We start from the raw sequence: 19,334 nt of genomic DNA on the forward strand, positions 1-19,334 counted from the left end.
TAAAATACTATAAAAAATTAATTTTGTAAATTTGTAACTATGGACATACAAACACGAAAAATAGAATTTGTACAGGCATTTTTAAAACTGCAAAGTGAGGAAATGATTTCTCTTTTTGAAAGCATTCTAAAATCGGGAAATAAAGATGATTTTTATCCAATGAGTATAGATGAATTGAATAAACGTATTGACAAATCAGAAAAAGATTTTGAAACTGGGAAATCTAAAAACCATGATGAAGTTTTTGCAAAATACAGCTAATGAATTACATAATAATTTGGTCAAATTTTGCAGAATATCAACTTGATGAGATATTTAACTACTATACAAAAAAAGTTAATGTAAAAGTTGCTCAAAGTATAATGTTTAAAATCCGAGATAAAGTCGAAGTGCTTATTAAAAATCCTTTGATTGGTGAAAAAGAGGAACTTTTAGAGGATAGAAAACAAAATTATAGGCGTCTAATAGTTACGAATTACAAAATAATCTACTCTTTGAATGAGAAGATTGAGACTATAAAAATAGTTGACATTTTTGACACTCGACAGAATCCAATAAAATTGAAAAGGAATTAACATCTGCTGGCTAAAACTTCGCTAGCTACAACGTAAGTATCTTTTCCTTATCAAGCTGAAACGCCTTTCAGCTTCTTATAATTATTGGTTTTCAATTCATTGAGATTCTGAAATCAGAATGACAGGTTTAGTTACTTTTTAGACAATCAGAAACCTGCCATTCCAACAAAATCACTCTCCACCCCTACACCGGATATTTAGCACTGATCTCATCCAATCCCAAATTGTGAATACTCCCTAAATGCGTATGCGGAATGCGTGTATCGGACTTATAAGTGCCTGCTTGTACTTGCGCCCCAATAACCTGATACGCTTCTCTAAACGACGCGCCTTGCATCACCAAGCTATTGATACTGTCCACCGTAAACAGGTATTGGTATTTTGGGTCTTTCAAATCAATTTTTTTCACTTGAATTTCCTGAATCGCATAATTAAAAATATCCAAAATAGCTTCCAGCTCTTCAAAGCCTTGAATCATGTTTTCTTTTAACAACTGAAAATCACGGTGGTAACCACTTGGCAAATTATTGGTAATCAAAAGCATCTCGGTTTCCAAACTTTGAAGTTTGTTACACTTCCCACGAATCAATTCAAAAACATCGGGGTTTTTCTTGTGGGGCATGATACTGCTCCCCGTAGTGAGTGACTCAGGAAACCCAATAAAATCAAAATTCTGACTCATATACAAACAAATATCCATCGCCATTTTTCCGAGCGTATTGGCTAAATTCCCTAAACCCGATGCGATAATACGTTCGTTTTTTCCACGGCTCATTTGTGCCGCCACCACATTGTATTTGAGGGTTTTAAAACCAAGGGCTTTGGTCGTAAATTCTCTATCAATTGGAAACGAACTTCCATAACCCGCTGCCGATCCCAAAGGATTTTGATCCACTACTTTTTGAGCCGCCTGTAATACATATACATCGTCAATAAGCGATTCCGCATAGGCAGAAAACCACAGTCCAAAAGATGAGGGCATAGCGACTTGTAAATGCGTGTAACCTGGTAACAACGCTGATTTATGCGTATCTGCCAAGGCAATCAACGTTTCAAAAAACGTTTTGGTTTTGTGTTGTATCGAGCCCAAACTCGCCTTGTAATACAATTGTAAGGCCACCAAAACTTGGTCATTTCTGGAGCGGGCTGTATGGATTTTTTTACCCGTATCGCCCAAGGCTTTCGTCAATTCATATTCGAGTTTGGAGTGGATGTCCTCAAACTGAGCGTCAATCACAAAAGTGCCTTCACTGATCTGTGATTGAAGGGTATCAAACACGGCTTCGATTGCGATGAGTTCTTCCGAATTTAGAAGCCCTATTTTGACCAACATTTGCGCATGCGCCAAGGAAGCTTGAATGTCATAGGTGGCAATTTTAAGGTCGATTTCTCGGTCGTTTCCGACGGTAAATTTTTCAATGAATGCATCGATTGAAATGCCTTTATCCCAAAGTTTCATAGCTATAATATTTTAGTTAATAATTGAATGTATAATGCCACACCTTCTTTAATTTCATCTATATAAATGAACTCATCAGCAGTGTGGGAACGGGTGCTGTCCCCTGGTCCTAATTTTAAGGACGGACAACTCAACACCGATTGGTCAGAAAGTGTGGGCGATCCATAGGTTTCACGTCCCAATGCAATCCCGGCTTGAACCAACGGATGCGCCACGGGTATCGAAGACGAATTGAGTTTTAAACCTCTAGGAAGGATCGAATCGCAAGGGGCTTCACTTTGCAGAATTTCAACAATTTCTTTGTTGCTGTATTGGTCGTTGACGCGTACATCCACCACCAACTCCACCCCTGCTGGAATCGCATTGTGTTGCTTCCCAGCATGGATTTGTGTCACGGTCATTTTTACAGGCCCTAAACTCTCTGATTTTTTTTCAAACTGGTAATCTTTAAACCATTGCAACACCTCAATCACATTATAAATCGCATTATCGTCGTTGGGATGTGCGGCGTGTCCAGGCGTTCCTTTCACAAGTGCATCAAATACCACCAAGCCTTTTTCAGCCACAGCGAGTTGCATTAAAGTCGGCTCCCCTACAATGGCGACATCAATGTTTGGAATGATGGACAGCATACTATTTAAACCAGCAGCCCCACTACTCTCTTCTTCTGCGGAAGCAACGAGTACCAGATTGTAATTTAGATTTTTCTGGGCATAAAAATGCGTGAAAGTCGCGATCAATGAAACCAAACAACCCCCAGCATCGTTGCTCCCCAATCCAAACAATTTCCCTTCTTCAACCTGTGCTTTAAAAGGATCTTTGGTATAGCCATTATTTGGTTTTACGGTATCGTGATGCGAGTTTAAAAGCAGCGTGGGTTTGGACGCATCAAAATCGGCATTCATTGCCCAAATATTATTTTGAGATCGCTGAAACGGAATCTTAGAGTCTATAAACCACTGTTCAATCCGCGCAGCGGTTAAATCTTCTTCAGATGAAAATGAAGGGATTTCAATTAAATCTTTTAATAATTGAATCGCGGAAGTTGTTAAATTTTCTAGCGTCATTGGATCGTAAGTGTTGTGAAAATCGCTTCGGAATCAAGCAACATTTCTGGTTTCCCGATGCATACTTTAGAAACTTGATGTTCTAAGGCATGAAAACAGTTGTTTAGTTTTGGCAACATCCCAGCGTAAATCACTTGGGCGTGTAATAATTCTTTATAAGAGGATGCTGTAATTTTTTCAATCACCGAACTATCGTCATTCACATCTTTTAAAACGCCGTTTTTCTCAAAGCAATAATACAGTTCCACCTCAAATTGAGATGCAAAAGCAATGGCCAATTCGGAAGCAATCGTATCGGCATTAGTATTTAACAGCTGTCCATTTTGATTGTGTGTCAATGCACAAAATACAGGAGAGATACCGTGATTCAGCAACAATTCTAACGTAGAAGTTTCTACATTTTTAACATCGCCTACAAACCCATAATCAAGTGTAGAAACAGGTCGTTTTACAGAAGTGATGGTATTGGCGTCTGCCCCTGTAAATCCAAGAGCGTTGCAGTCCAAGGCTTGCAATTGAGCGACCATCGTTTTGTTTATTTTACCCGCATAGACCATCGTAATGAGTTCTAAAGTTGCGGCGTCGGTGATGCGTCTGCCATCCACCATTTGTACCTCTAGTCCTGTTTTCTTAGCCAAGGCTGTGGCGGATTTCCCACCTCCATGCACCAATATTTTAGGTCCTTTGATGGATGAAAACACAGTCAGAAATGACGTGAGTGCTTGTGGGTTGTCAATGACATTCCCTCCTATTTTAACGATCTTGAGAGTGTTCTTTTTATCCATTTTCAAGAATTTTTTTCAACACCAATTGCGCCGCATACGTTCTATTGTTCGATTGTGCAATCACCACGGATTGCTCACTGTCCAACACCGCATCTTCTACCACTACATTTCGTCTTACAGGCAAGCAATGCATAAATTTGGCTGTGCTTAATTTTTCTTTGGTCATCATCCAATTAGGATCTTGAGAAATGATCTTGCCATAATCCTTATAATTACTCCAGTTTTTTACATACACAAAATCGGCATCTTTCAAGGCTTCCTCTTGATCGTAAATGACGGGCGTGTCTTTGACAATGTCTAGATTTAACTCATAACCTTCAGGGTGGGTGATGCTAAAATCAACCTCAATGGTTTGCATCATTTCTATAAATGAATTGGCAACTGCATGTGGCAATACTTTGGGATGTGGTGCCCATGACAATACCACTTTGGGCTTTTGTTTCGTTTTTAACTCTTCTATCGTAATGGCGTCCGCCAATGCTTGCAGCGGATGTCCTGTCGCACTTTCCATATTGACAATGGGCACGGTCGCATGCGTCACAAAACTGTTAAGTATCCATTCGGATAAATCTTTGTCTTTATCTGTTAAAGACGGAAAAGCACGAACGGCTAAAATATCCGCATATTGCGAAATCACTTGCGCCGCTTCTTTCACATGCTCCGACTTATCTAAGTTCATGACCACCCCCGTTTCAAATTCTAATTGCCAAGCGTCGGTGACGTTCAATACAATCACGTCCATCCCTAAATGTTTGGCCGCTTTTTCGGTACTCAAACGCGTGCGAAGACTGGCATTGAAAAACAACATTACCAAGGTTTTTTGCGCCCCTAAACTTCGGTATTTATACGGGTCCAATTTTAAAGCAATCGCCTCTTGAACTGCCGAGGCAATGGAAGGAAGGTCGGTAATTTTTATATAATGGTTCATAATTTTTGTGCTAAGGCTTTAAAAAATAAATCAATGTGTGCCTTTTTAATTGTTAAGGGAGGTAAAATCCGAATCAAGTTTGGGTTTTTAGAACTTCCTGTAAATAAAAAATGATCAAAAAGTAATTTTTTTCGAAGTGCTACAACAGGGAACTCAAATTCTAATCCGAGCATTAAACCCCGTCCTTTGAGTTTTTTTAGTTTTGGGATGGATTTGGCTTTCTCCATAAAATATGCCGACATGTCTTTTGCGTTTTGCATTAAGTTTTCAGATTCTAAAACGTCCAAAACAGCCAAGGTCGCCGCACAAGCCAAATGGTTGCCACCAAAGGTGGTTCCTAACAGTCCATAAGATGCTTTTATGGAAGGGTGAATCAAAATACCTCCCACGGGAAATCCGTTGCCCATCCCCTTCGCCATCGAAATAATATGAGGCGTAATCCCGTGTTTTTGAAAGGCGAAAAAATCACCTGTACGTCCAAAACCGGACTGTACCTCATCGGCTATTAAAACGGTATTGTGTTTTTTACAAAGTAATTCCAAACCTTTATAAAAATCAGTGCTGCTTTCATCCAGTCCGCCGACGCCTTGGATGCACTCAATAATGATGGCGCAAATAGGCTCGGATTTTAAAGTGATTTCTACTAAATCTAAATCTCCAAGTGGTAAAAACCGAACTTGCTGTTGGGCATTTATGGGGGCAACAATTTTTGGATTGTCCGTCGCAGCCACACAAGCCGAGGTGCGTCCATGAAAGGAGTTGTCAAACGCAATCACGGTGGCTTTGTTGGTATGAAACGACGCCAGTTTTAAGGCATTTTCATTGGCTTCCGCTCCCGAACTACACATAAACAAGTCATAATTTTTACAGCCAGAAACTGCTTCGAGTCGGTCTGCCAACTTGGTTTGAAGTGGATTCTGTACAGCATTGCTATAAAACCCTATTTTTTGAAGTTGATTGGTGAGTGCATTCACATAAACAGGATGGGAATGCCCAATAGAAATCACTGCATGCCCTCCGTAAAGGTCCAAATACTGGGTGCCTTTTTCGTCATACAAATAAACATCGTTTGCCTTTACAGGCGTCACATCAAAGAGTGGATAAACATCAAATAGACTCATAATTAGTGGGCTTTAATACTGTTAATTTTATCAAATGACGCGACCATTCCTTGTATAAGCGACGAGCTCAATCCTTTGTGTTCCATTTCATTTAGACCTTCAATGGTACATCCATTTGGGGTGGTCACTCGATCAATTTCTTGTTCGGGATGATTCCCTGAAGTGATCAATAAATTAGCGGCCCCTTCACAAGTAAACATAGCAAGGTTCTGAGCCTCTTCGGCATCAAATCCGAGTTGAATGGCGGCTTGGGTGGTAGCACGAATCAAACGCATCCAAAAGGCAATTCCACTGGCACAAACGACGGTGGCAGCTTGCATTTGTTGTTCTGGTATTGAGATGGTCGTCCCCAAACGGTTAAAGATGGCTTCAGCGACCGCTAGGCGTTGTTTGCCCATTTCATTACTACAAATACAAGTCATGGATTTCCCAACGGCAATGGCCGTATTTGGCATGGCGCGAATGATAAATTGATCGGTTCCCACAAGGCCTTCAATTCTTGAAATTGAAAAGCCTGTAATGGTCGAAATCAACACGTGTTTCTCTGTTAAAAAGGGCTGAACTTCCGTTAAAATTTTTTCTAAATGGGCAGGTTGCACGGCAAAAATAATAATGTCCGATTGCTGAATCGCTTCTTTATTATCTGAGGTTAGAAAAACATTTTTATAACCTTCAAAATCAACCAAACCACGGACGTTACGTTTGGTGAGATATAAAGTCGTAATCGCATTGTTTGTGATGAGCCCTTTGGCAATAGAGCTTCCTAAATTTCCTGTGCCGATGATTGCTATTTTCATGAGTCTTTTTTTAAAAATAATTAGCTTTAAGTTGTAATCCCAAATGTGCTTCAAACCCGAACATCAAATTCATGTTATGAACGGCTTGACCCGAAGCACCTTTGAGTAAATTGTCTATGACACTTGTAATGAGTAGTTTTCCCTCATGCACTTCCAAATGCAATAAACATTTATTGGTATTGACCACTTGTTTTAAATGCAAGGGATCGTCCGAAACGGTGGTGAATTCTGCATCCTTATAATAGGTTTTAAAGAGTGCTTTCGCCGTCTCTAAAGTGCCTTCATATTTTGTATAAAGTGTGGCAAAAATCCCTCTCGAAAAATTGCCTCTATTGGGGATGAAATGAATCACACTCTTCAAATCGTCTTGAAGCGAATCTACAGACTGATGGATCTCTCCCAAGTGCTGGTGATTAAATGCTTTATAGTGAGAAAAATTATCCACACGCCACGTAAAATGGGTGGTTGCTGACAAGGCCGTTCCCGCTCCGGTAGCACCTGTCACGGCGTTGACATGAATGGCATCTTCTACCAAACCCTTAGCGGCTAAAGGCAATATTGCCAATTGAATGGCGGTTGCAAAACAGCCTGGGTTTGCGATGTACTGTGCCGACTGAATGGCGGATTTGTTCAATTCTGGCAAGCCATATACAAAGTGCTTGTTTTGAAATATCGCATCTTGTGTGAGTCTAAAGTCGTTTGACAAATCAATGATTTTTGTGTCTTTTGAAAAGGAGTTCTTTTCTAAAAATAATTTAGAATTTCCATGCCCCAAACAGAGGAATAAAACATCCACATCGGTATTGATTGTATCTGTAAACAGTTGGTCTGTGGAGCCTACTAAATCTTGATGAATGGCGCTTAGTTTTTTGCCAGAACTCGAAGTACTATAAACAAAATTGATTTCAGTTTTGGAATGTATAAGTAGCAATCGAATCAATTCTCCCGCGGTGTATCCTGCACCTCCTATAATGCCTGCTTGTATCATAATCCCGAATTTACTTGTTGATGAATTTTGTTTTGATTGCCATTAATTTTGATGAAGCCTTTGGCTTCTTCAGCAGACCAACCGTTGTTAATTTCGCCATAACTTCCAAATTTTGCATTCATCAAATCATGAGCCGATTGAATGCCATTGATTGAAAAATGATAAGGTTTTAAGACCACTTCCACAGTGCCCGAAACGCTGTGTTGACTGCTGGCTAAAAACGCTTCCATGTCGCGCATGACGGGATCTAAATACTGACCCTCGTGCAAATGCATTCCGTAAAAATTAGACAGATAATCTTTGTGTTGAAGCTGCCATTTGGTCAAGGTATGCTTCTCTAATAAGTGATGAGCTTTTACGATAATCAGTGCGGCGGCGGCTTCAAAACCCACACGGCCTTTGATGCCAACAATGGTATCACCAACGTGAATATCTCTTCCAATGGCAAATTTTGAGGCCATTTCGTCCAGAAGCTGGATGTTTATTTCAGGTACATTTTCAGCTCCGTTGAGTGCTGTCAATTGCCCTTTGGTAAAAGTGAGGGTAAGGGTTTCAGGCGTTTCGGATTCTAACTGAGATGGATAGGCCGATTCTGGCAACGCCAAGTGGGATGTCAGCGTTTCATCGCCTCCAACACTGGTTCCCCAAAGTCCTTTGTTGATTGAATATTTTGCTTTTTCCCAATCCAAATCAATTCCATTTAATTTCAGATAGGCTATTTCTTCTTGTCGTGTGAGCTTCTGATCTCTAATAGGTGTGATGATTTCAATCTCTGGCGCAAGGGTTTGGAAAATCATATCAAAACGGACTTGATCGTTTCCGGCGCCTGTACTTCCGTGAGCGATGTATTTAGCATCAATGGATTTCGCATACTCAATAATTTCGATGGCTTGCACGATGCGTTCGGCACTGACGGATAACGGATAGGTATTATTTTTTAAGACATTTCCAAAAATAAGAAACTTCACTACTTTTTGATAAAAGGTGGTAACGGCTTCTATGTTTTTATAGGTTGAGACACCCATTTTATAGGCGTTCTGTTCGATGGTTTGAACATCACTTTTAGTAAACCCACCTGTATTGACACTAACAGCATGAACTTCGTAGCCTGCTTTTGATAATGAGACAGCACAGTAGGATGTATCGAGTCCTCCACTGTAGGCAATGACTAGTTTTTTTGAATTTTTCATTTTTTATGTTTTTTTAGAAACAAGCTTTGCTTGATGCTTTTTAATCTTAGAAAGGTTTTTTCTTTTACTTTTTTAGAGGTGCTTTCTGGCTTGGAACTCGGGTCAAACAACATGCCTGTGCACAAACACATGCTTTGAGTTGTGCGCTGAAGGACATCGTAATTTTTACAGGTTTGACAGCCTTTCCAGAAGGATGGTTCGTCGGTAAGTTCCGAGAAAGTAACGGGCTTATACCCAAGGGCAGTGTTTAGTTTCATCACGGCGAGACCGGTTGTGATGCTAAATATTTTTGCATTTGGATACTTCGTTCTGGAATGCTCAAAAACGACTTGCTTGATTTTCTTAGCCAAGCCTTGATTTCTGAAATCAGGATGCACGATGAGCCCCGAATTGGCCACAAATTTATCATGGCTCCATGTTTCTATATAGCAAAAGCCCGCAAATGTATCTCCTTCTAAGGCAATGGCGGCATTGTTCGATTCCATTTTAGAAATAATGTATTCTATGGAACGTTTTGCAATCCCTGTGCCCCTCACTTGTGCAGCAGCTTCGATGGCGTCGCAAATAGTTTGGGCGTGAATTGTATGTGATTTATCTGCAATAATGATGTCCATTATATAAGATTTAAGTTGAAAAAAAGTTTGAAAAAAATTGAAAGACGAACCGGACACACCTAAGTTCAGAAACTAATGGAACACCCTAAGGGCGACGGCGCGTAATACGAGGACGTGCAAAACCGGGGCTATAAAGAATAACCGTTGGGGTAATGAAGGTTTTAAAATTATGTAGGTCCATATAAATGTTGTCAACGATAACTCTATCGTCTTATAAATATGGAGTAAATATAAAAATTAATTAAAATGGGGCGTAATGGGGATCAAAAATACTTTTAGTTTTTCGATATTCTAAAAATACGTCTGTTTTCAATATTAATAATTAAAAAAAAAATCTAAAAAAATGAATAAATCGCAGTATGTCATCTTGACTGTTCGATCAAAATGTGGACTGTAATGTATTTAGACGACTGTTTAGACCTACTAAAAAATTTCTACAAATTCTGGCAATGTGTAGCCACTGCAAGGGTTTTCCACAGGGTCATCAGATGAGCATGTGAAAATTAATGTGGTAATAGATAATGTAAAAATTACTGCTATGGTGAATTTTATTTTTTTCATATATATATAAATTAATTTTCTAGTTCAATAGTGATTGTTTTTTTGAAACTATTGTTAATTTTTAAAACATAGGTTCCCATTTCAAGGTTTTCAAATTGAGCCGTCCCTACTGCTGTTTTAGTACGGAATGTTTGGTTATCCTTCTCAAGGGTTAAAAACACATCGTCCTGTTCAAATAACACAGTGATGGCTCCTTTAGAAACATCACATAAAATTACATTTTTCTTAAAGTATCTTGGAGAAGGCTTCGAAAAACCAAAATCTGATGTAATCCCGCCGTAATGTTTGTTAATTTCAAATGGCAATGTTTGATCCGCCTCTGTAACCGTATCGGAGATGGAGTCATAAATTTTAAAATTTACAGTTTCTGAGGTTGAATTCGAAAACACTGTTAAGTATGCAAAATAGTTATCCGTAGATTCTGCATAAATCAGGTTTGCAACTCCCCGACATTCACCGCCTACAAAGGCGGCTAACATGTCGTTTGAGTTAGACAAAGTGGTTGCATTTACATTTAAATATGCAACCATTGTCATTGTGTATTCAAATTCATTTTCATTGACTTGCCACGAGGGTGCCTGCGCACTTAGGCCTAATGAAATAAGGCAGGTTAATATAAGTGCTGCGAATTTGTTTTTATTTTTCATTTAGAATTATTTTATTGTTATGAACCTCGTTATCAATCGTTGTGTTTAAGAAATACGTGCCGTTTTGGAAATTAACAGGTATTTTTAAACGGTTGTGGCCTTTTTCAATTACAACCGACATATCAAATAACAACTGGTTTAACATATTGTGAATACGCACTTGCGCCTTTTGATTGTTTTGAGCATAAAACTCTAGATACACAAACCCGTCCTTGCTAGGGTTTGGATATAACATAAATTGAGATGTACTCAAATCAATAGCATCTTCGTCAATAATGTAGGGAGTTCTCGTGGTTCCTAAAATTGAGTCCGCAGAAAAATTAATTGTATTTGAAGTCTGCTTGGTTGTATCTCCATCACCGATATGAAATACCAATCTTTGATTTTGACTTGTATCGCCAACTATGGTCATAAAGGACAACTCGTTTCCATTCACCATTTGAGTTACGGCATGTCCGTGTAATTCTCCTGCGGTATTATAAGCATATACATTTGTATAGCCTTCTGGCAATTGAATGACTGCATTCATGTTTTGTGAAAATGCATTAAACGCGCTTTGAGTTTCTGAACTGACCGTACTAGAACTACTTTCTGAAGCCATTCTTCTCCCACCGGACAAATAGTTGGGATACTTAAATTCCTGTTCTGAGGAAGATCTTAGCATATACCCTTTTCCTGTTTCTAAATATGACAAGGTTCCTGACCATCCATTTAAGGCATCATAAATGGCAAACTCATTTTGCGATTTGATGACATCGTCCACTGAAGGAATAAAATCAGACAGTGCTTCTCCTATTCTTACATTCTCTCCAACGACGTAAGGAAGCCAGTTCCAATTTTCGCTGATTGGGAATGTCCAAGTAGATAAATCTACGGGAGTTCCTAACACATCTAAGGTTTGTGCATTCTCTAATCGCACCTTATACATTTTGGTCGTGCTAAAGCCACCGTTGTCACTTATGCTTCCAGACCAACTGCTATTGTCAGTGTCTTGAGGGTCGTTAAAGTACGTCTCTAAAAGAGAGGGAGAATGACTTAGCATTAAATCATTTGTTTCAAGATCTAAATTTGAAGTGATGGCATTCACATCTGATAATGTAGAACTTTGTACAGGAAATGAGATCCAAGTATAGCCTTGATTAAACCCGATGCTTTGACTTACTTCAGTTGTGTTTTCAAAAAGGGCTGGATTCGTATTGGAACCTAAAACACGATTCAAAATAAATTCAGTCGTTTCCTCTCCGTCTAAAGTTGCAACTAGGATTTTATCCTCTGAAGCATCCCAAATATTGAAATTTAAGATTTCTCCTGACGCTGTGTTTGAATAGATTGTGAGGTACACAAAATATTCTTGGTAGTTAGGATCAAAAGTTAATTGTCCCACACCTCTTAGTTCTTCATTATAAAATACACCTAGTTTATCTTTTGTGTCTTGATCGAAAACACCATCAATCATAATTTTCCCAATTACATTCATGCTGTATTGAAAATCGTTTGGATCTAAAGTCCAATCAATATCAGAGAAAATATCTAATTTTAATTGAATTTTTTGATCAAACCCAAATTCGGTACGTAAAAACATATCTTGTTCGTAATACCCAGCAGCCAAATCACTATCGACCATCGCAGATATTTCAATACTACTATTTGGTGACAGCAATCCACTGGATTGACTTACCGTTAACCAATTGGGTACATTCAACAGGCTGAAATCTTGAAAGGTTCCTCCAGAGTTGACCACAAGAATTGTGTATGTTTTTTCATCTCCAAAAATCAGTTCCGTTTCTGAAACTGTTTGCTCTTCATCAATATACCAATCAACTTGATCTTTATTGACGTAAGCGGTCCAAGTGATGGGCGATGCTTGCATGTTATTAAACTCATCAAACATTCTATGGACTGTAATGTCTAATACCTGACCTTCTATGGCGGCTAGGCTAGATACTACTGGTTCCATAATCATTTGATCGCCATTGATCACATGACTGATTTGAAAACTAATTGTGTTTCTGGCCGGTTTAATTGGTGGCACATCTATCGTATAGTTTACAGTACCCGCATTCATGACTGCCAAACTCGTGGAGTAAAGCGGACCAGGAACTATATGGTAGTAGCGTGGACCATTTCCTGTGGGAGTGTCTGGCGCATTCATTTTGGAATAAACCAACAATCCTGCACTGTCTGTATCAACTTCAAAGAAACGGTCTCTTTCAATTTGTTCAAAAGACCGAAGCGTGTTCCACAATCTGAATTCATCAATTGATCCACTAAATGCACGATCTACTGTTTCAGTGCCTGCTAAATCTATATGACCTCTAGCACCGAGCCACATTTTATTTCCATAAAAACTCGAAATATCTACTGTTGGATTGGTACTTACCAAGGCTGCATCTACATAGGTTTTCAAATTACCGAATCTATTGATCAGAATCGAAACATGGTGCCATTGATTATCCGTGATACTCGTTGTTGTAAGGTTATAAGAGTTGTTTTCATTTTCAAAGGATAAATTACCATCCCCATTTAAGTTGACAGCCCATTTGTTTCTTGTACCGTCTTGCGCTGCAATATCGGTGTCGTCTCCTCTACCGTTAGAGAAAATAGTCGCGTTTTGTGTTTGATCTGTTTTTACCCAGAAAGAAAGTGTTGCGTTCATTTCATTGGTGAGCTGAACGGCTGCAACATTATCTAAGGTGAGGTATTGACCACCAGCAAATTCATAAGCTTCTCCTTTGGGCTTGATGTCCCATGCGGCATTTACTTGCGCATGTTTGAAACGCGCTATGTCATGCGCTAAATTTCCGTGTCCCTCATTCATGGGCCAATAGCCTACTAAATCGAGTTCATTACCTACATATTTGGTGTAAATATTTGCATAGGCATCTGTGAAATTGAGGGCTTTGGACCAGAGTCTTACATCGTGAAGGTTTCCTATAAAGGTGTTCCCTCCAAATACCATATTGGCATCAAAATTATATTGCAAATTTTGGGGTGCAGAATCCGTTTGAACAACTCTATCATCTTCAAAAATGCTGATGACTCCTGCCGCACTATCATATGTAAATGTATAGTGGTGGAACAGGTTATCGCTTGAGATCCCTCCAGAGACTGTAGAGTCCCCAAATTGGAAACTAATCGTTGACCCTTGTAAATCGATATTAATTCCTCTCTCCTGATCTACTATAGAAGCTGTACCAGCTTCAGTTTGATTGTTCATCCAAAATTCAAAGCTAAAATCGCCTGTCTGAATATATGGACTTTCAATAGTTGCTGTATTTGTTGAACCGTTAAAGTAAAGAGAGACATTGTTGTTAATTGGCAATTGGTTGGTTTCTCCTTTAATTTCGATTAAACTGACCGAAGAGTTATAAAAAATAGCTTCGTTGAAACGTACAGATATATCTTCACCATAACCCAAAATACCATCTATTGGAGTTGGGGTTCCAAAAGCACGGGGTGCAAACAAATCTACTTTTCCTGTGATCACTTCAGAAATATAGGACGTATCGTTGGTACACGTACTAATAGCACGGATTTCGTAAGTACCATTCTGAATATTTTGCCCTACAATATCCCAAGGATAATTAATTGTAGTCTCCGTAATCACTGAAATTTCTGTTTCATTATTTATAACAGCTTCGTCATAAAAATCTTGAGTTCCATAATACGTATGTAAACGCGTCCATGTTGATGAAGTTGCTGATCTGTATTGTAAGTCTAATTTTTGAAAACTAGAAAACCCAGTCGTGTATTCACTTAGTTCTACAGCAAGTGGATTGCTTGTGCCATCAAGGTTATAAGCTTCTGAGATATTATACACCCAGTTGTCTAAAGGAGCAGATACCACCACATTAGAACAGGAAGGTACAAAATGAGCTGAAAGGGTTACTGAATCGCTTGCGTCACCACCACATAAACTTTCAAAAACAATTTCAATATCATCGTAGTCGTACACATCTGAAAGCGATTTTCCGATGGTCACAACAAACTCCCTTGGAACTCCATATTGAAAGGATGGAAATAATATTCCATCAGATGGAATATTAATGATTGCACTGTTAGGGTTTGAAGATGGGTTGACTCTTAAAATATAGTCGGATTCCAGTCTTGTAGTACTAATGTTTTCTAATTGCACTCTAAATTCAGCACTCACATCTTCAGGAACATTACTCACATCTACAACCTCAGCCGTAATTTGTGGGACTTCAATTTGTTGTGTAGCGAGACTTAATTCTTGGCGATCACCTTCCGCGAGTTCTATAATATTTGGGTCATTTGCTACATAGGTAGCCGGGTTATAATATATAGATTTTTGAACACCTTCGTACGGGCAGGACGTTCTACCACCTCTGGTGATAAAAATAGGACCATTCCCATCAAAAGAGTTGACAACATCGATACTTAAAACATTTCCAGGATCACTCTCAACTAATGTGTAAGAGATAGAGGTTGTCGCTGTTTCTTCAGTTGAAAACGACGTATTGATATCTTGATTTACAAAACCTCCGGTCGTATTTAATAAACCAACTCCATTTATATTAAATCCTAAATCAAGAGCAAAGCTTTCATCGGCATTTAAGTTCACTAAACTTGAGCTTGTGCTAACAACTGCCGTTTCAACACTTCTCGTAAATTGTCCAACCCCATTATCGATAGACACATTATCCTCAAAATTGGTGTTTAATAAATCTCTTATCAGAGTCGATGATTCTAGATTATTTGTTAACTCTGCTTCGGAAAGTGGATCATTGTCTTGATCAAGTGCATCCGTTAATTCTGCTATAAAAGTGTCTAAGGTTGTTTCTAGACCTGCTTTGTAATTTGCACGATCGTTTAAAGCCAAATACTTGAGACGCTCGTTTTCTCTAATGGTCGATCTCCATAAATTAATTTGCGTTTGGTATTGTTCTATGGTTAGCACACCAGAAGTACTTGGATCAATGGTTCCATCTTCTAAGCCTGTTACAAAACCTTGCAGTTCTGGAATGAGCGTATTCACAATATAAAATTGAGAAAAAACGAAAAAGGTATCTGAGGGCTCTTCAGCAAAATAAACTGCTTTTTGTTTGCCTATAAAAACAGTTTCTCCATCGGAATTTGTAAGCGTAAAATTCTCTGCACTTGCAGAGGCTCTCACATCGATATCATCATACGAGCCGTAAAAGTAATTTTTGGACTGCCCAATGTATAAATCGCCATCTGCTCCAACAAAACTTGTATCGCTGCTTGTAGAAATTGATTGAGAAAAGGAATATGTTTTGGTTAATTTTTCTGCATTCGTACTAGAGGCTGTTACAGCAATACCTAAAGAAGGACTGTTTGTGCCTTGAGACTCAATTACGGGCCCTGCTAAACCACCACCAGCTGCAAATTTTACGCCCAATAAGACCTTAAATTCTGTTGATATTCCGCTAGAATTTGTAAAATCCGTTTCGGTTGTAAATGAAACGGTTTCCCCGCTACTAATGGTCGCCTGACTGTTGGAGCCAGGGGGATCTCTCAAAATCATATCTGGTTTATCTGGAGCACTTGTCACAAAAGTTTGACTGCCATCAGATTGGCCTCCTAATAAAATTCCCTCGGTTTCATAATTTTGTGCAGCACTATCAACACCATTTAAGCGGTAATTAATGCTTAACGTTTTTGTGAATGGCGCATTTATTGACGGTACTCCACCTCTAAATGTATAGGTTGAAATACTTGGATCTGTTTCGCTTGTAACTTCAGATTCAGAATCTGCCAATGCTAAATTGTTGTTTATAATTAATTCCCCATCCAATACTGGAACTTGAAATGTGAGAACAGCGTCAGGGTCATCAGAATTTGAATAAGGTTCAAAACGATTCATTTCAATAGAATACGTTTGAAATTGTTTATATACTAAATAGTCAAATCCTTCTGTACTGATTGTAGTCCCATCCGCACGTTCCAAATCACTTTCAGACGTTTGTTCTGTGACACTTAAAACAGGTGTTGACCTGTGGGTGAAACTTTTTTCGTAAGCATAAGGAAGCCCTGTTTCGGTGGTTCCGTCAGAATACTCAAAAGACGGAATTGTTGAATCTTGTATTCTTGAAACATTGATCGTTTCGACGGCATCTAGTATGTTTAATGTAGAATTACTTGCAATACTCACACCATTCGTTTGGTTTATAGAATACCCTAATGGCAACAAATCGAGACGGTATTCTCCAGTATCCGTATTTGTGGTTGCATTTGCTTTTGTATAGGCTGTAATTCCACCTACTGCTGGCGTATAGTCAAAAGTAATTGAAGCGGTTCCTATATTATTAACAGAAGTGACTACGGTTGTTTGTGGAAATCCATTTGAGTCGGTAATATCTCTAGACACCGTCCCTTCATGTCCGAAACCTATTGGTTTTGCGCTTTCAACAGCCCCACCAACAACTCTCCCTACAAGGGTTACTTTTGTTTGATCGATAAAGGTAACTTGCTCTTCTCTATCTTCAAAAAATTCATCTAAAACAGTGGGGTCTGCAGGAAACCTTCCTGAATATCCAAATTCGTGTCCGTCTCTTCTAATACTGATGTAATGCTCTCCTATTGGAACATTAATTTCAAATTCCCCATTGCTATCGGAAACGATGGGTGTATTGTTAGAATCTAAGACAATTTCATTATCTATGTAGATACTAACCCCTTCTGAAGGGATTCGCGCATAGCGTTCTAGATAGTCATCCGAAGTATCCTCTGCTGTTCCAGCATCGTTTAGCCAGTAATCACCTTTTGAAAATTTATCAACCCCTTTTTCATAATAATTATAGCCTTCATCTATAAGACCAGGACCACTAACATATTGATCTCCATCGGTTAAATCTGTAAAACTAGGTACATCTGGATCTGGACTATTTACTTCTACAAACGATTTAAAGACGTCTCTACTGTCATAAAAAATCTTCCCTTTAAATACAAATGAGGACGTGTCAGTGAAGTTTACGCTGTTAATAACTGTATTTGTTTCCCCTATATAAACCAATTGTTGTGAAGGATCAAACTCATGAATGCCTAAAATTGGCGTAATGGTATAGGTTTCTCCAGCACCACTGTAAGGGATTGCACTGATGATGTAATTTCCATTAATATCTGTGACCCCCAAAATACCCAGTTGGTCTGAGTTTGGCGTATTCTCCCCAAAAACCCAATTTGGAGTTGTTGGTATTGTAGCGTCAGCAGCAAAAACGGCGGCATTGTTGTTGTTGTAGCTAAAACCCGCATGTGACATATCGTATGCCACGTCGCCTGCGGCTTCGTCCATTCTTAAATAAGAAATTAAATTGACATCATTCCCATCAATAATTCGTTTGTAGTCGGTATATACAGCACTTTCTGTTAGCACGCGATTCCAAACTCTAATTTCATCTATGAGCATGGCTTTTTGTGAACCAAATGAGATGCGCTCCCAATGCGTTTCTACACCATTGTGTATTCCATCTAAATTTATAGGAGATGTAGGAGATACAACTGAAAAATGAGGTGCTGTATAATTAGCATCTAAATCTACTAATACAGCATGAGCTGTTTCTGCATAGGCTTCGTTCATTTGTCGCCCATTTATATACAAAACAGGAATTTGACCGTCTTCTAGAACGATGGAAAAATGAATAAACTCACTATTAAACGCTGTAATTGGATTTAGTATATCGTCTCCTCTTGCATTGAGCTGCCCAGAAGGATAATAGTTGTTGATTGTATAAATACCGCCATCAATATCCACCTCTAGATAATTTACGGCTCCCGTAAACAATTTTACATTCACATTTTTCTCCAGAGTTCCATCAAAATTTGCTAATGAAAAAACGGTTAATGCATCTCCTGTATTTGTAAAATCAGCTACTGGTCGAACCCATGCCTGAAATGTGATACGGTCGTCGATAGCATCTGGAAATTGGTTAATTTTTAAGCTGCTATTTTCAGGAATACTGATTGCTGAGGACCTAAACGGAGTCCCTGTAGCAGACGTTGCCAAAACGGCCACATCCCTTACGGGGTTACCACCCTCAAAACTAATTCTACCTGTCACAATGCCAGAAGGACTTCTAAATCCGATCCCTTCCATAAAGGTTTTGTATTTTTCTTCTACAGCACTGACCCCTATAGCTTCTACCTTATATTCATAGAGTTGACCGCCTTCGATATATTCGTCCTCATATTCCGTTGAAAAAGAACCTAAACTAGCGATTCGCACGTACTCTTCAGCACCTATTTCTTTTCTATAAATATAAAACCCTGAAATTAAATCTTGATTCGCTCTAACATTCCAGCTAATCTTCACTTTATCTGTAAAATACCCTTTTGAAACTGTAAACGTTTCTTCGGCAAACGTATCATATAAATACAGAATGTGCCATGGAAAACGAACATCCACTGGTGTTGTAGTATGTACTGAACCTGTTGTAATTCCTAAATAAGGAAGGCCAACTTGTACATAAAATTGATTACTGTTGCTTGCTTGCGTGCTGCTTGCTTGCGAAACCGTCACAACCCTTGCACCCTCTTGGTCCTGTGAATGGAGTGTATAGCACAGTCCTAGAAGAAAAGCAAAAATTGCTAATCTCTTTTTAATTAATAAATTTAATTTCAT

The 19,334-nt window shown here is 38.8% G+C and carries 13 protein-coding genes; 2 read left to right on the forward strand and 11 right to left on the reverse strand.

The annotated features are described in order from the left end of the window. Positions 1–39 precede the first annotated feature (39 nt). Both FORMB_RS01600 and FORMB_RS01605 read left to right on the forward strand, forming a co-directional pair. Positions 40–261: a hypothetical protein gene (locus FORMB_RS01600; RefSeq protein ID WP_069675790.1), complete on the forward strand. Its 222-nt coding sequence runs from the start codon at positions 40–42 to the stop codon at positions 259–261. Next, positions 261–575 carry a type II toxin-antitoxin system RelE/ParE family toxin gene (locus tag FORMB_RS01605; RefSeq protein ID WP_069675791.1) on the forward strand — a complete coding sequence of 105 codons (315 nt, stop codon included), beginning with the start codon at positions 261–263 and terminating at the stop codon, positions 573–575. Before FORMB_RS01600 ends, FORMB_RS01605 begins: the two co-directional genes overlap by 1 nt. A 184-nt stretch (positions 576–759) precedes the next feature. Here the strand turns inward: FORMB_RS01605 and argH are convergent, their stop codons facing one another. The 11 genes from argH to FORMB_RS01660 form a co-directional block, all read right to left on the reverse strand. After that, positions 760–2,034 carry an argininosuccinate lyase gene (gene argH, locus FORMB_RS01610; RefSeq protein WP_069675792.1) on the reverse strand — a complete coding sequence of 425 codons (1,275 nt, stop codon included), beginning with the start codon at positions 2,032–2,034 and terminating at the stop codon, positions 760–762. A 2-nt stretch (positions 2,035–2,036) separates the two neighbouring features. Then, complete coding sequence (locus FORMB_RS01615; protein WP_069675793.1) at positions 2,037–3,101, reverse strand: M20 family metallo-hydrolase; 1,065 nt, start codon at positions 3,099–3,101, stop codon at positions 2,037–2,039. Next, positions 3,098–3,886, reverse strand: coding sequence for an acetylglutamate kinase (gene argB, locus FORMB_RS01620; protein ID WP_069675794.1), 789 nt, complete (start codon positions 3,884–3,886; stop codon positions 3,098–3,100). Before argB ends, FORMB_RS01615 begins: the two co-directional genes overlap by 4 nt. After that, a complete protein-coding gene (locus FORMB_RS01625) occupies positions 3,879–4,814 on the reverse strand; it encodes an acetylornithine carbamoyltransferase (RefSeq protein ID WP_069675795.1) in 936 nt (311 codons plus the stop codon). Before FORMB_RS01625 ends, argB begins: the two co-directional genes overlap by 8 nt. Further along, positions 4,811–5,935, reverse strand: a complete 1,125-nt coding sequence (locus FORMB_RS01630; protein ID WP_069675796.1) for an aspartate aminotransferase family protein — start codon at positions 5,933–5,935, stop codon at positions 4,811–4,813. Before FORMB_RS01630 ends, FORMB_RS01625 begins: the two co-directional genes overlap by 4 nt. A gap of 2 nt (positions 5,936–5,937) precedes the next feature. Next, complete coding sequence (gene proC / locus FORMB_RS01635; RefSeq protein ID WP_069677860.1) at positions 5,938–6,732, reverse strand: pyrroline-5-carboxylate reductase; 795 nt, start codon at positions 6,730–6,732, stop codon at positions 5,938–5,940. A 10-nt stretch (positions 6,733–6,742) separates the two neighbouring features. Further along, on the reverse strand, positions 6,743–7,720 hold the full coding sequence (gene argC / locus FORMB_RS01640; RefSeq protein ID WP_069675797.1) for an N-acetyl-gamma-glutamyl-phosphate reductase: 978 nt from the start codon (positions 7,718–7,720) through the stop codon (positions 6,743–6,745). Then, a complete protein-coding gene (locus FORMB_RS01645; protein WP_069675798.1) occupies positions 7,717–8,910 on the reverse strand; it encodes an argininosuccinate synthase in 1,194 nt (397 codons plus the stop codon). Before FORMB_RS01645 ends, argC begins: the two co-directional genes overlap by 4 nt. Continuing rightward, positions 8,907–9,524, reverse strand: a complete 618-nt coding sequence (locus FORMB_RS01650) for a GNAT family N-acetyltransferase (protein WP_069675799.1) — start codon at positions 9,522–9,524, stop codon at positions 8,907–8,909. The genes FORMB_RS01645 and FORMB_RS01650 overlap by 4 nt, the downstream gene beginning before the upstream one ends. 572 nt (positions 9,525–10,096) lie before the next feature. After that, positions 10,097–10,732: a hypothetical protein gene (locus tag FORMB_RS01655; protein WP_069675800.1), complete on the reverse strand. Its 636-nt coding sequence runs from the start codon at positions 10,730–10,732 to the stop codon at positions 10,097–10,099. Continuing rightward, entirely contained in the window at positions 10,722–19,334 is an 8,613-nt protein-coding gene (locus FORMB_RS01660) for a LamG-like jellyroll fold domain-containing protein (RefSeq protein ID WP_069675801.1), read from the reverse strand. Before FORMB_RS01660 ends, FORMB_RS01655 begins: the two co-directional genes overlap by 11 nt.

Source organism: Formosa sp. Hel1_33_131 (assembly GCF_001735745.1).
Lineage (GTDB): Bacteria > Bacteroidota > Bacteroidia > Flavobacteriales > Flavobacteriaceae > Hel1-33-131.